The organism is Polaromonas sp. P4_F6, from assembly GCF_056401275.1.
This window is the reverse complement of sequence record NZ_JBFUJQ010000004.1, coordinates 42,846-55,492: the sequence shown is the minus strand read 5'-3', so window position 1 is coordinate 55,492 and position 12,647 is coordinate 42,846. Positions and strand designations below refer to the sequence as shown.

The following is a 12,647-nucleotide window of genomic DNA, read 5'->3' as shown; positions in this document are numbered from 1 at the left end:
CAAGGAGCGGCTCGAGGCCGGAACGCGGGACATCACCGGACCGCCTCAAGCTGCTGGCCCGACAACAGGATCGCGGCATGCGCCTGCTGCAGCGCCGGGTTCTTGCCTTCCAGGGTCAGCGCCGACAGCATGGGATGGTCGTCGAAGCGGAAACGGCACAGCAGCAGGCTGGAGCCCGCCAATTTCACAATCTGGGAAAGTGACAGGCTGCCCAGCAGGTCAGCCAGCTCCCGGCTCATGCCGAGCCGGTACATCGCCAGCGCAATGTCCTCCGTCACCAGCCGCTTGGCGAGCAGCAGGTAGGCCAAATTCAAGTCGCCAATGTCGTTGGCGGTACCAGTGTCAATCACGTTGCGTTCCTGTTCTTTCAAAATTTGCATGTAGAGCGGTGAACGAGTCATCCATCACAGTCAATTTCGTCACCTGTCACAGATTGATTGAGCGGCTTGTCGTACGACTTCCTCTCAATTGCAATTTTTAACACATTAAACTGACAATTACATGAACAAATCAAATTTATCAATTACATAACATTTAAGCGTCAAAACAAGAAAAATTAGCAATAAACCGAAGAATTTAATGAAAATATGGGTATTTCAGGCTGATAGAAAATCGATTGACTAATGTTTAAGTACTCTTTTCTTCATTTTCTAATTGATGGACCCATGTGAGCATTTCTGCAACAGCGAGGTACAAATTTGGCGGAATTCTGCTGTCCAGATCTACATGCATTAACAATTTCACCAATTCCAGCGAGGCGTGAACGTAGAGGCCGCTGTCTTTTGCACGCTGGACAATGGCTTCGGCGACCGCGCCATAGCCCTTGGCCACCACGGTTGGCGCCTCGCCGGCGGCGCCCAGGGACAGCGCCACGGCTTCGGCGCGGGGGCCCTGAGGGCTGCCGGCCCGGCCCTCCGCCCTCTCGTCAGACGACTTGTCAGGCATCGCCATTTCCCCCTGAATCCGCCGAATCTGCGGGGTCGGCCATGCCGGCCGCACCGCCTATGCGCAAGTCCGTGAGCGCCAGCCCCACGCCTTGCAGGCGCCGCGACAGCTGGCCGCCGGCCTGATTCAGCACGGCCGCCGTACCGTCCCGCGAGGCGTCCAGGCGCAGCTGCAGCGCCGTGCCGTTAAGCCCCAGGCGCACGTCCAGCGTTCCCAGCCGGGGCAGCTGCAGCCTCATGCGGGTGACCCAGGCGGCGGGCGTGGTTTCCGCGCCGCCCTCGCCGGCCTGGCGCTCGCGGCCTGGCTCGGGCTCCTGGCCTTCCTGGTGTATTTCCCAGTCCATGGGAACGCCGGGCCAGCCCTCGCCGCTCCAGCGGAACACCGGCTGCGCCAGCATCTCGAGCTGCTGGCGCACCAGGCCCAGGGCTTCGGGATGTATCGCCGCCGCGGGATGGCCGTCGCGCGCGCTGTCCACGGAAGCAACGCTGGAAACGGGCGGGTCGGCCTCGGGCAGCGAAAAATCGTGCGGGCTGGGCGGCGCCGGCTCCGGCAGGCCGCTGGGCCCGTAGGTCACGGACTGGCCCGTAGGTTCGGGCTGGCCGGCTTTGCCCAGGGACGCGGCCAAAGAAGGCGCGGCGCGTGAAGCAGGCGGAGCGGGCGGAACAGGCGGCAGTGCCGCCATCTCCTCCAGCAGCAGCACAAGAGAAGCCAAGGAGGAACCGGCGGCACCAGGCGGTGAGGGGGTGCTCACATCCAGTGACTGCGCAGCCGGCAAGGCCAGGCCGGCTTGCGGCTCGCGTGCCAGCTGCGCCAGCGTACGCTGGCCGGCCGTGAATTGCTGCAGATGCGATTCGTAAAAAAGCCCTGATTCGGCCACCGTGCGCGCCAGCGCGGCCGCCAGCACCGGCACCGCGGAGGCCCGCATGTCGGGCTGCAGCACCGCCTGGCCGCGCACGGCGGGCGTGCTGCCCACCGGCAGCTCCAGCAGCGCGCTGACCGTGCGCGCGGCCGCGCTCAGGGTGACGGCGGCTTCGGCCCTGGCAGGGGCCGGGCTTGCCGGGATGCCGCTGCGAGCGACAAGCCCCACACCCAGCTCGCGCTGCAAGGCCTCGCGCGAAGGCAGGCGGATGTCGTTGTCCACCTTCTGCACATTCGCCACGGCGCCCGGGCCGGCAATTTCAGCCTGCGCCTTCAGCGGTACCAGGTCCACGCGCTGCCCCAGCCGCGTGGCCAGCAAGGTATCCACCAGAGGCGTCACGCCGCTCATGGCAGGTAGGCGTCGTCCGGCTGGCCGTAGGCCCTGTGCAGGCTGCGCTGCCGGTCCAGGCTTTTCATGACGCCGACCAGCCTGGACAGCTGGGGCATGATCATGTTGACGATTTCACTCGAGTTGGCGCTGATGCGGCCCAGCAGCACATACTTGCGCGCCGACTGCGCCTCGTCCAGCGTGCTCAGCGGCTCTATGTCCTTCAGGCGCTCCACCATGCTGCTGCACTGCCCTTCAAGCCGGGGCAGCTCGCCCCACTGCTTGGCGCGCGCCAGCACCAGCATGCGCTCGGTCAGCGGGGCGATCTGCTCGTAGCAGTGCATCACTTCACTTTGTGATCCCATGCCTCAAGCCCCCGTGGAAAAACGCGACACCGCGGGCGCGGCCGGCACCTGCGGCGGCCGCGGCCGCTGCGGATCGATCTCGCGCCAGGCCGAGCTCACGCTGTCCAGCAGCCGGTCGGCCTCGTCCAGCAGCGCCGGGTCGTTGCGCAGGTTGGCATACAGCAGGCGTTGCGTGACATAGGCGTAAAACGCCGACAGGTCCGCCACCAGCTGGGCGCCGGCCGCGCCCGCGGCGTCCGCGTCCAGGCTGGCCTTCAGGCCGTTGTCGACGATATTGATGGCCTTGGAAATGGCCTGGCCCTTGGCGCCGATATCCTTGTTCGCCATATGGTGGCGCGCCATCGCGATGGCCGTCTTGGCGCCGTCGAACAGCATGGTGATCAGCTGGTGCGGCGAGGCGCTCATGGCCGCGCTCTCGGTGCCGACCTTGGCATAGGCGCTGGCGCCCGGGTGGTAGCTATAGGGTTGGGTGTGGGGCTGGGTGTGCATCGGGAGTAACGGCCGGCTGGCTTATTTGCTCGAATTGCTCGAGCTCATGTTGGCGAATTGCTGGGTCAGGTAGCTGGCGGTGGAGTTCATGCGCGAGACCAGCAGGTCCAGCTGGGTGAACTGCGCCTTGTAGCGCGCGATCGTCGCGTCCACCCGGCTCTGGGTCGCGGTGTACTGGCTGTCCAGCGACTTCAGCGTGGTCTCCACGCCGGTCGCGGCCGCGCTGATCATGCCGGTGCTGCTGGTGAAGCCGTCCAGCAGCGAGGACACCTGCTTGCCGATGCCGCCCGTCGTTCCGTTGCCGGCGAACAGCTCGGCCACCGCGCCCTGCTTGTCCGCGAACGCGGCCTTGAGCTTGGACGCGTCGAAGGCCAGGGTGCCGTCCTTCTGGAAGCTCACGCCGACCCGCGACAGCACCTTGAGCTCGCCGGCCTGCGGCGTGTTGAGCGCCGCGCGTATGCGCGTCTGTATGGTGCGCAGTGTCGAGTCGCCAACCAGGGCTGCGCCGGTCTGCTTTTCGGTGTCGTATTTGGTCAGCTGCGCCGCCGTGGTCTGCAGGCTGTTGTAGGCCGTGACGAAGCCGGTGATGGCCGCCTCCACCGCCGAGGTGTCCCGGCTCACCGTCAGCGTGCTGGTGCCGGTTTTCGCCAGCGTCATGGTCACGCCGGGCGCGGCGTCGACCACCGTGTTGGTTTTGGAGCTCACCGGGATGCCGTTGACCTTGAGCGCCGCATTGCCGGCCGCCGCCGTCTGCCGCAGGGCCTGCGCGCCCGACGCGTCATGGTTGAGCAAGCCCTGCAGGCTGGCGTCGCCGGCGACGGAAATGCGCATGCTCGAAGCTTCGCCGGTTTCCTTGGAGGTCAGCACCAGGCGGTAGGGCGAAGCGCCGCCGTCATTGACGATGCTGGCCGTCACGCCGATGTCGGTGCTTTTGTTGATCGCGTCGCGCAGCCCCTCGAGCGAATTGTTGCTGTCGTCGATCACGATGGACTTCGCGGCGCGCGCGGCGTCCGGCGTGAAGCTCGCGCCGCTGTAGGTGCCGGTGGCGTCGTTGAATGTTCCGCCCGAGATGCTGCCGAAATCTATGGTGACGGTGCCCTTGCCCACCGCGGCCTTGGTGCTGGAGACACCGGCCGCGGCCAGCGACTGCGCGCTGGCCAGCCGGCTCACGTCCACCGTGTAAATGCCGGCGGTGGCCGAGGCCTGGCCCGTGGCCGAGAGCACGTCGCTCGCACTGGACGTCGTCTTGATGCCCTGGAACAAATTGGCGTCGGACAGCTTGGCCGCCGCCGTCTGCAGGGTGCTGAGCGCGTTTTTGAGCGTGCCGTAGGCCGACAGCTTCGCGGTGTAGCTGATCTGCTGCTTTTGCAGCAGCACCAGCGGCTGGCTTTCCGCCTTGGTGAGGTCGGTGAGCAGGTCGTTCAGGTTCAGGTTGGACCCGACGCCCAGGCTTGAAATCGATGCCATGAAATATTCCTCAATCTTCTTGAATGAAAGTGCTGCTCACAAAACCCAGCGAAGCGGTCCTGGCCAGGCGCGTCGCCGCAGACAGTGCAGCAGCACGGCAAGGCGACGCAACAACGCCGGGAGGGTTTTTGAGCGGCACTAAACGGCCTGGTGGACCAGCAGGCCCTGTAGCTTGCCGAGCGCGCGCGAAATCCGCACCACCTCTTCCGATGGCATCTGCCGGATCAGCTCGCCGCTCTCCACGTCGACCACCTTGACGACCATGGTGTCGGCCTCCTTGTCGAACTCGAACTGCACGCCGATGGAGGACATGCGCAAGGACTCGTTGATCTCGGCCAGCGCGCTGCGTTCGCGTTCGGGCTGCGCCTTGGGCGGGGGTTCGGCCGGCAGCTCGCGGGCCGCGCCGGCGCGGGCTGAAGGGGCGGGCGGCAGCGGCGCGGCATCGCGCCACGCGGCGGCCGTCGCGGTCGTGGCGGCATTGGCGGCGTTGGCGGCGTTGGCGGAAATAGTCATGCGGGGCTCTCCTCGGAAAATCGCTAGGCACTCCCGCCTGGTGCCCCAAGCGGGAGTGCGTAGCGCAGGCGGCCGAAGCCGCCTGGCTTGCACACGGCGAGGGCGCGCCTTCCGAAAAGGCGCGCCTTGCGCGATTAACGCAGCAGGGACAGAACGCCCTGGGTCGTCTGGTTGGCCTGGGCCAGCACGGAGGTACCGGCCTGTTGCAGGATGTTGGCGCGCGTCATGTTGGACACTTCGGTCGCGTAGTCCGCGTCTTCGATGCGCGAGCGCGAGGAAGACAGGTTGGTCACCGTGGTGCCCAGGTTGGAGATCACCGAGTCAAAACGGTTTTGCACCGCGCCCAAAGAACCGCGCAGGTCGTCCACCACCTTCAGGGCGGCGTCGATCTTCTTGAGCGCGTTGCCGGTGGCGGCGCCGGCGAATTCGGCCGTAGGCGTTGCGCCGCTCAGCACGATGTCGGTGCCGTCAACCGTGTTGCTGCCGGCTGCGCCGGTGTCGGTCAGCGCGGCCTGGATGCCGGCCAGGCCGTAGTTCTTGCCCTGGATGGAGACGAAGGCGGTCACGGTGCCGGCGGCATCGGTGCCGACCTTGACGGGCTGGGTCGTCAGGGTCACGGCGGCTGCGACGCCGTTGGCGGGATCGGTGAAATCGACCGTGGCCGTGTTCAGCGTCACGGCGCCGGTGGCGGGTGCCACGGAAGCCGCGTAGAAGTCGTCACCGCTCTTGACCACCCAGTTCGCCGTGGGGGCGCCGGCGGCGGTCAGCACGTTGTGCAGGGACAGGTCGGCAGCGTTGACCGTGGAGCCGGTGGCTGCGGTCAGGGCCGTGGCGACGGCGCTCAGGTCGGTGGCAACGGGTGCGCCGGCGCCTGGATCGACCGTGAGGGCTGCCGCGCTGACGTTCAGCGCGTTGCTGGCGACCGAGAAGCCGGTCATCTTCAGGCTGGCGGAGTCGATCTGCTTGAGGTTGATGTCGATGGTTTCGCCGTCGTTCGCGCCGACCTGGATGCTCAGCTTGTTGTTGGCGGCCAGCACTTTCACGCCGTTGAAGTCGGTCTGTGCCGAGGTGCGGTCGATTTCTTCCAGGCGCTGGGTGATTTCAGCCTGGATCGAGGCCTTGTCGGCCACCGAGTTGGAACCGTTGGCCGACTGCACGGCCAGTTCGCGGATGCGCTGCAGGTTGCTGTTGATTTCGGTCAGCGCGCCTTCAGTCGTCTGCGCCAGCGAGATGCCGTCGTTGGCATTGCGCTGAGCGACAGCCAGGCCCTTGATGTTGGCCGTGAAGCGGTTGGCGATGGCCTGGCCGGCCGCGTCGTCCTTGGCGCTGTTGATGCGCAGGCCCGAGGACAGGCGCTGGATGGCCGTGTTCAGCGAGGACTGCGACTTGTTGAGGTTGTTCTGCGTGAGCAGGGAAAGCGAGTTGGTATTGATGACTTGGGCCATGAGGGACTCCTGATTACATAGGTTGTGGACTCCGGCTAACTTGCCGTCACGCTGGCCTTGCCTGCCATGACAGTCTGCAAGCCACCGTTGTCCAGCTTATCGGCCGGGCCGATTCAAACCTTTAGCGGGCGGCCGAAAATAATTCGCGCCCGCCCCTCATCACGCCGGCATGTTCATGATTTCCTGGTAGGCCGCGACCACGCGGTTGCGCACCTGCAGGCCCATCTGGAAACCGATGTTGGCCTTTTGCATGTCGACCATCACGTCGTTGAGCGCCACGCCGGGCTTGCCCAGCTCGAAGGCCTCGGCCTGGCTGTAGGCGTTCTGCTGGGTTTCGCTGATGCGGTCCAGCGATTTTTTGAGCTCGCCCGCGAAGCCGCCGCCAGCGGCCTCGCCGCCTTGCGCCGCGGACGGCGCCGAAGCCTGGGCCAGCGCGCGCATCTGCTGCAGCACGGACTCGATCGAAGAAATGGCCATGGTGTTTCTTTCAGGCGCGTGCGCGCCCCTGGGTTGGATGACGGCATGAAGCGTAGCGGCGGGGCCGGCGCGCGCATCAGGCCAAAAGACGGCAAAAGCCCCGGCTATTCGGCGGATCGGGAAGCCCGAGCGGCTCTGACAATTCTTCACAAGGACCCGCCCGGCACCCCTCCCGTGCGCGGATGCCGGTTGCCTCTTCGCCTCATCGCCTCAGTCATTGAATAAGACCTGTTGTATGCCCACTGTTGTTCCGGCCGCACGGCCACCACGCAGCCTCCGCTTCATCGCCGCGCCTTCCCGCGGCGCGGTGACGGCGGCCGGGTGAGCGCGTGAACTCCGCCGCACTGGGCGCCGACACGGCCCTGCCCAAAGCACCGCCATGGCTGGCGCAGCTGCGCGCCAACCCGCGCCTGCCGCTGATGCTGGGCGCGTCCGCCGCGGTGGCTGCCGTCGCCGCGCTGTGGCTGTGGAGCCGCGCGCCCGACTACGGCGTGCTCTACAGCAACCTGTCCGACCGCGACGGCGGCGCCATCATCGCGTCGCTGCAACAGATGAACATCCCCTACAAGTTCACCGAGGGCGGCGGCGCGCTGCTGGTGGCGGCCAACAAGGTGCCCGAGGCACGCCTGCGCCTGGCCGCCCAGGGCCTGCCCAAGGGCGGCACCGTCGGCTTTGAACTGATGGACGCGCAGAAATTCGGCACCAGCCAGTTCGCCGAGCAGGTCAACTACCAGCGCGCCCTGGAAGGCGAGCTTGCGCGCTCCATCAATTCCATTTCCGCCGTCGAGTCGGCGCGTGTGCACCTGGCGCTGCCCAAGCCCTCGCTGTTCGTGCGCGACCAGAAAAAACCCAGCGCCTCCGTGGTGCTGAGCCTGCACCGCGGCCGCAGCATCGACGAAGGCCAGGTCAGCGCCATCGTGCACCTGATCTCCAGCAGCGTGCCCGAGCTCTCGGCCAAAAGCATCACCGTGGTCGACCAGGCCGGCAACCTGCTCTCGGCGGCCAACGCCGGCACGCGCGGCCTGGACGTGAGCCAGCTCAAATACACCCAGGAAATCGAGCAGGGTTACATCCGCCGCATCGAAGCCATCCTGCAGCCCATCCTGGGCGCGGGCAATGTGCATGCGCAGGTGGCCGCCGACATCGACTTTTCAGTCGTCGAGAACACCGACGAAAAATTCCGCCCCAACCAGGAACCCGGCACCGCCGCCATACGCAGCCAGCAGTCCAGCGAGTCCGGCCAGGGGGGCGGCGGCCCGGCCACGGGCGTGCCCGGCGCATTGACCAACCAGCCGCCGCCGGACCCGGTCGCGCCCATCACCGCGCCCTCGCAAATCAAGCAGGGCACACCGCCCGGTACGCCGCCCGCGGCCCAGCTCAAGATGAGCGCCGAACTCGGCTCGGCCGGCGCGGCGCCGCGCAGCGCGGGCTCGGCCGGCAATTCACGCAAGGACGTCACCACCAATTACGAAGTGGACCGCTCCATACGCCACACACAGCAGGGCGCGGGCGGCATCAAGCGCCTGTCGGTCGCGGTGGTGGTTAATTACCGTGGGGGCACGGGCGCCGGCAAGCGCGCGGCCCTGACGGCGGCCGAACTCGAGCAGATCCGCAACCTGGCGCGCCAGGCCATGGGTTTCAGCGCCGAGCGCGGCGACTCGCTCAACGTGGTCAACAGCCCCTTTGCCGCCGACACCGAAACGCCCGAGCTGCCGCTGTGGCGCCAGCCCGAGACCATCGAGCTTGCCAAGTCCTCGGGCAAATACCTGCTGCTGGGCTTGCTGGCGCTGTATCTGTGGCTGGCCGTGCTGCGGCCGCTGCTGCGCAAACACTTGCAGCCCGCGCCGGCGGCGGCGTTCGCTGCGGACGCGGACATTGATGCCAAGCCGGGTGAAGCGGCCAGCGCGCAGGCGCAGGCCCTGGAGAAGGAACAGCGCGAACGCCGCGAGCAGCGGCACCAGGCCAACCTCCAGTATGCGCAGGACATGGCGGCCAAGGAGCCGGCCATGGTGGCCATGCTGATCAAACACTGGACAGAAAAAAATGGCGGATGAAGGCATGCGCAAAAGCGCCATCCTGTTGATGTCGCTGGGTGAGGCCGGCGCCGGCAGCGTGCTGCAGCACCTGCCCCAGCATGTGGTGCAAACCCTGGGCAAGGCCATGGCAAGCCTGGCGCAGGTCAGACGCGACGAGGTCAGCGAGGTGCTGCGCGAGTTCCGCGAGGAAACCGAGCAGTACTCGGCCACGCATGTGGACGCCGGCAGCTACCTGCGCGCCGTGCTCAACAAGGCCCTGGGCAACACCCGCGCGGCCGACCTGCTGGAAAGCATTTCCCAGCCCGACAGCTCGACCAGCGGCATAGACCGCCTGAACCAGCTGGAGGCGACCGAGGTCGTCGAGCTGATACGCGACGAACACCCGCAGATCATCGCCACCCTTCTGGTGCACCTGGACCGCGACAAGGCCGCCGACGTGCTCGAGCAGCTGCCCGAGCGCGTGCGCCACGACGCCGTGCTGCGCGTGGCCACCTTCGGCGGCGTGCAGCCGGCCGCCCTCAAGGAGCTGACCGACGTGCTCACCGACATGCTGTCGGGCGAAGGCGTCAAGCGCAGCCGCCTGGGCGGCATACGCGCGGCCGCCGAGATCGTCAACATGATGAGCAGCGCCCAGGAGGAAAGCGTCATCAAGCATGTGCGCGAGCACGACGAGGCGCTGGCGCAGAAGATGATCGACGAGATGTTCCTGTTCGAGAACCTGCTCGAGCTCGAGGACCGCAGCGTGCAGCTGCTGCTCAAGGAGGTCGAGTCGGAGTCGCTGATCATCGCGCTCAAGGGCGCGCCGCTGGAGCTGCGCGACAAATTCCTCAAGAACATGTCGCAGCGCGCCGCCGAGATGCTGCGCGAGGACATCGAGATGCGCGGCCCGGTGCGCGTCTCCCAGGTCGAGGCCGAACAAAAGGGCATTCTGCAGATCGTGCGCCGCCTGGCCGATGCGGGCGAGATCGTGCTCGGCGGCCAGGGCAACGACTCCTATGTATAACAAGCCCGCCAACACACCGCGCGCCGGGCCGCCCTTCGCGCGCCGCGCCAACGGCGCCAAGGAAGCGCTCACCGCCTGGGAGCGCTGGGAAATGACGGCCATCGCGCAAGACCCCGCGCCCGACCTTCCGCCCGAGCCCAAACCGGCGCCGGTGGTCGCGCCGCTCAAGCCCGAGGTGCTGATCAACGACGTCGAGCTGGCCCAGCTGCGCCTGCAGGCCCTGCGCAGCGGCGAGGCCGAAGGCTTTCGCCAGGGCTTCGCCCAGGGCCAGGCGCAGGGCCGCGCAGAAGCCATCGCCGAAGTCCAGGCCGAGGCGCGGCAGCTGCGCGCGCTGGCGCAGACATTACCCGACGCGCTGCGCGGCGCCCAGGCCGAAATCGCCGACAACCTGCTGGCGCTGGCGCTGGACATCGCGCGCCAGGTGCTGGGCCAGGCCCTGGCACTCGACAGCAGCGCCATCCTGCCGGTGGTGCGCGAACTGCTGCAGGCCGAACCGGCGCTCAGCGGCGCGCCGCAGCTGGTGCTGCACCCCGACGATGCGGCCCTGGTGCAGCAGCACCTGGCCGAAGATTTACAGGCCGCCGGCTGGCGCATCCGTAGCGACGTGAACTGCCAGCGCGGCGGCTGCCGCGTGCTGGCGGCCAGCGGCGAGCAGGACGCCAGCCTGCCGGGCCGCTGGGAGCGCGTCACCGCGGCCCTGGTCAAAACCGCCATGCACAGCCCGGCCGTGGTCCATGCCTGAACAAGCCGCCCTTGCCGATATTCCTGCCGCCAGCCCGCTGCGCGCCTGGCACGGTGCGCTGGATGAGGCGCGCAGCGCGGTCGCGCAAAGCGTGCCGGTACGCAGCTACGGCCGGCTCACGCGCGCCGTCGGGCTGGTGCTCGAAGCTGTCGGCCTGCGCCTGCCGGTCGGCAGCGACTGCCTGATCGAGCTGCCGCCCGGCTACCCGCAAAAAACCGCCGAGGCCGAGGTGGTGGGTTTTGCCGGCGACCGGATTTTCCTGATGCCGCAAAGCGAGGTCGACGGCCTGCTGCCCGGCGCGCGCGTCTATGCGCTGGATTCGCCCACGGGCCACGCCGGCGGACTCGGCCCGCGCACCAAACGGCTGCCGGTGGGCGCCGGCATGCTGGGCCGCGTGGTCGACGCCGCCGGCCGGCCGCTGGACGGGCGCGGCCCGCTGGATTTTTCGCGCGAGGTGCCGCTGGCCGCCAAGCCCATCAACCCGCTGACCCGCGCGCCCATCGACAGCGTGCTCGACGTCGGCGTGCGCGCCATCAACGCGCTGCTGACCGTGGGGCGCGGCCAGCGCATGGGCCTGTTCGCCGGCTCCGGCGTCGGCAAGAGCGTGCTGCTGGGCATGATGGCGCGCTACACCAGCGCCGACGTCATCGTCGTCGGCCTGATCGGCGAGCGCGGCCGCGAGGTCAAGGACTTCATCGAAAACACCCTGGGCGAGGAAGGCATGGCGCGCGCCGTGCTGGTCGCGGCGCCGGCCGACACCTCGCCGCTGCTGCGCCTGCAGGGCGCGGCCTATGCCACCTGCCTGGCCGAATATTTCCGCGACGAGGGCCAAAACGTGCTGCTCATCATGGACTCGCTGACGCGTTACGCGATGGCGCAGCGCGAGATCGCGCTGGCCGTGGGCGAACCGCCGGCCACCAAGGGCTACCCGCCCTCGGTCTTCGCCAAGCTGCCCGCGCTGGTGGAGCGCGCCGGCAACGGCGCGCGCGACGACCAGGGCCGCGGCGGATCGATCACCGCCTTCTACACCGTGCTGGCCGAGGGCGACGACCAGCAGGACCCGATTGCCGACTCGGCGCGCGCCATCCTCGACGGCCATGTGGTGCTCTCGCGCAGCCTGGCCGAATCGGGCCACTACCCGGCCATAGACATCGAGGCCTCCATCAGCCGCGCCATGACGGCGCTGATCACGCCCACGCAGTTCCAGGCCGTGCGCAGCTTCAAGCAGGCCCTGTCGCGCTACCAGCGCAACCGCGACCTGATCAGCGTGGGCGCTTACGCTCCCGGCCACGACGCGCAGCTGGACCAGGCCATCGCGCTGTATCCGCGCATGGAAGCTTTTTTGCAGCAGACCATGGAAGAGCGCGTGGGCCATGGCGAGGCCACCGACCAGCTCAACGCCATCTTCCAGGCCTGAATCTCGTCTTTCTCCCAACCCCCAACCCCAGGAATCTCCCCATGGCCACCAGACTGCCGCTCGCCACGCTGATTGAACTGGCGCAGAACAAAACCGACGAGGCCACGCGCCGCCTCGGCCAGCTGCAGGCCGCGCGCACCAGCGCCGCCGACAAACTCGAGATGCTGCAGCGCTACCGCCAGGAATACCTGGACCAGCTGCAGGCGCGCATGGGCGAGGGCGTGCCGGCGGCGCAAATGCGCAATTTCAACCACTTCATCAGCACGCTGGACAGCGCCATCGAGCAGCAGCGCGCCATCACCGCGCAGGCCGACACCCGGCTCGCGACCGGGCGCGGCGACTGGCAAAGCAGCCAGCGCCGCCTCAACTCCTTCGACACCCTGGCCGGCCGCGTGCGCCTGCAGGAAATCGCCGTGCAGCACAAACGCGAGCAGCGCGACAGCGACGAACGCAGCGCGCGCCAGTTTTTCCACCTGCGCGCCGGCCTGCAGGGCCACTAGAT

General features: G+C 67.6%; 14 protein-coding genes. 5 read left to right on the top strand and 9 right to left on the bottom strand.

Features of this window, described 5'->3' with window-relative positions; translation table 11 throughout:
- Positions 1–32: 32 nt before the first annotated feature.
- From flhD to fliE, 9 genes are all read right to left on the bottom strand, one after another.
- A complete protein-coding gene (gene flhD, locus AC1DUN_RS11975) occupies positions 33–350 on the bottom strand; it encodes a flagellar transcriptional regulator FlhD (RefSeq protein ID WP_036836995.1) in 318 nt (105 codons plus the stop codon).
- A 277-nt stretch (positions 351–627) separates the two neighbouring features.
- Complete coding sequence (locus AC1DUN_RS11970; protein WP_477714142.1) at positions 628–945, bottom strand: EscU/YscU/HrcU family type III secretion system export apparatus switch protein; 318 nt, start codon at positions 943–945, stop codon at positions 628–630.
- On the bottom strand, positions 938–2,212 hold the full coding sequence (fliK, locus tag AC1DUN_RS11965) for a flagellar hook-length control protein FliK (protein ID WP_477714141.1): 1,275 nt from the start codon (positions 2,210–2,212) through the stop codon (positions 938–940). Before fliK ends, AC1DUN_RS11970 begins: the two co-directional genes overlap by 8 nt.
- The gene (locus tag AC1DUN_RS11960; RefSeq protein WP_477714140.1) at positions 2,209–2,556 is read right to left on the bottom strand and encodes a flagellar protein FliT; all 348 of its coding nucleotides are present in this window, start codon (positions 2,554–2,556) and stop codon (positions 2,209–2,211) included. The genes fliK and AC1DUN_RS11960 overlap by 4 nt, the downstream gene beginning before the upstream one ends.
- A 3-nt stretch (positions 2,557–2,559) precedes the next feature.
- On the bottom strand, positions 2,560–3,045 hold the full coding sequence (gene fliS / locus AC1DUN_RS11955) for a flagellar export chaperone FliS (protein WP_477660944.1): 486 nt from the start codon (positions 3,043–3,045) through the stop codon (positions 2,560–2,562).
- Between the two features lie 21 nt (positions 3,046–3,066).
- Complete coding sequence (gene fliD, locus AC1DUN_RS11950; RefSeq protein ID WP_477714139.1) at positions 3,067–4,512, bottom strand: flagellar filament capping protein FliD; 1,446 nt, start codon at positions 4,510–4,512, stop codon at positions 3,067–3,069.
- Between the two features lie 138 nt (positions 4,513–4,650).
- Positions 4,651–5,025 carry a flagellar protein FlaG gene (locus tag AC1DUN_RS11945; RefSeq protein WP_477714138.1) on the bottom strand — a complete coding sequence of 125 codons (375 nt, stop codon included), beginning with the start codon at positions 5,023–5,025 and terminating at the stop codon, positions 4,651–4,653.
- Positions 5,026–5,159: 134 nt separating this feature from the next.
- Positions 5,160–6,470: a FliC/FljB family flagellin gene (locus AC1DUN_RS11940; protein WP_477660941.1), complete on the bottom strand. Its 1,311-nt coding sequence runs from the start codon at positions 6,468–6,470 to the stop codon at positions 5,160–5,162.
- A 159-nt stretch (positions 6,471–6,629) separates the two neighbouring features.
- Positions 6,630–6,947: a flagellar hook-basal body complex protein FliE gene (gene fliE / locus AC1DUN_RS11935; RefSeq protein ID WP_477660940.1), complete on the bottom strand. Its 318-nt coding sequence runs from the start codon at positions 6,945–6,947 to the stop codon at positions 6,630–6,632.
- 329 nt (positions 6,948–7,276) lie between these two features.
- Here fliE and fliF point away from each other — a divergent pair, with 329 nt between their 5' ends.
- From fliF to fliJ, 5 genes are read left to right on the top strand one after another with little or no spacing between them, the layout of a single operon-like run.
- A complete protein-coding gene (gene fliF, locus AC1DUN_RS11930; RefSeq protein ID WP_477714137.1) occupies positions 7,277–9,001 on the top strand; it encodes a flagellar basal-body MS-ring/collar protein FliF in 1,725 nt (574 codons plus the stop codon).
- On the top strand, positions 8,991–9,986 hold the full coding sequence (fliG, locus tag AC1DUN_RS11925) for a flagellar motor switch protein FliG (RefSeq protein ID WP_477714136.1): 996 nt from the start codon (positions 8,991–8,993) through the stop codon (positions 9,984–9,986). Before fliF ends, fliG begins: the two co-directional genes overlap by 11 nt.
- Complete coding sequence (locus tag AC1DUN_RS11920; protein WP_477714135.1) at positions 9,979–10,728, top strand: flagellar assembly protein FliH; 750 nt, start codon at positions 9,979–9,981, stop codon at positions 10,726–10,728. The genes fliG and AC1DUN_RS11920 overlap by 8 nt, the downstream gene beginning before the upstream one ends.
- Positions 10,721–12,145 carry a flagellar protein export ATPase FliI gene (gene fliI, locus AC1DUN_RS11915; RefSeq protein ID WP_477714134.1) on the top strand — a complete coding sequence of 475 codons (1,425 nt, stop codon included), beginning with the start codon at positions 10,721–10,723 and terminating at the stop codon, positions 12,143–12,145. Before AC1DUN_RS11920 ends, fliI begins: the two co-directional genes overlap by 8 nt.
- A gap of 41 nt (positions 12,146–12,186) precedes the next feature.
- Positions 12,187–12,645: a flagellar export protein FliJ gene (fliJ, locus tag AC1DUN_RS11910; protein WP_477660935.1), complete on the top strand. Its 459-nt coding sequence runs from the start codon at positions 12,187–12,189 to the stop codon at positions 12,643–12,645.
- Positions 12,646–12,647: the final 2 nt, after the last annotated feature.

What these genes read in the sequence shown, in the direction of transcription:
- AC1DUN_RS11970 (WP_477714142.1), bottom strand. Translation starts at nt 945, where the DNA reads ATGCCTGACAAGTCGTCTGACGAGAGGGCGGAGGGCCGGGCCGGCAGC.
- fliK (WP_477714141.1), bottom strand. Translation starts at nt 2,212, where the DNA reads ATGAGCGGCGTGACGCCTCTGGTGGATACCTTGCTGGCCACGCGGCTG.
- AC1DUN_RS11960 (WP_477714140.1), bottom strand. Translation starts at nt 2,556, where the DNA reads ATGGGATCACAAAGTGAAGTGATGCACTGCTACGAGCAGATCGCCCCG.
- fliS (WP_477660944.1), bottom strand. Translation starts at nt 3,045, where the DNA reads ATGCACACCCAGCCCCACACCCAACCCTATAGCTACCACCCGGGCGCC.
- fliD (WP_477714139.1), bottom strand. Translation starts at nt 4,512, where the DNA reads ATGGCATCGATTTCAAGCCTGGGCGTCGGGTCCAACCTGAACCTGAAC.
- AC1DUN_RS11945 (WP_477714138.1), bottom strand. Translation starts at nt 5,025, where the DNA reads ATGACTATTTCCGCCAACGCCGCCAACGCCGCCAATGCCGCCACGACC.
- AC1DUN_RS11940 (WP_477660941.1), bottom strand. Translation starts at nt 6,470, where the DNA reads ATGGCCCAAGTCATCAATACCAACTCGCTTTCCCTGCTCACGCAGAAC.
- fliE (WP_477660940.1), bottom strand. Translation starts at nt 6,947, where the DNA reads ATGGCCATTTCTTCGATCGAGTCCGTGCTGCAGCAGATGCGCGCGCTG.
- fliG (WP_477714136.1), top strand. Translation starts at nt 8,991, where the DNA reads ATGGCGGATGAAGGCATGCGCAAAAGCGCCATCCTGTTGATGTCGCTG.
- AC1DUN_RS11920 (WP_477714135.1), top strand. Translation starts at nt 9,979, where the DNA reads ATGTATAACAAGCCCGCCAACACACCGCGCGCCGGGCCGCCCTTCGCG.
- fliI (WP_477714134.1), top strand. Translation starts at nt 10,721, where the DNA reads ATGCCTGAACAAGCCGCCCTTGCCGATATTCCTGCCGCCAGCCCGCTG.
- fliJ (WP_477660935.1), top strand. Translation starts at nt 12,187, where the DNA reads ATGGCCACCAGACTGCCGCTCGCCACGCTGATTGAACTGGCGCAGAAC.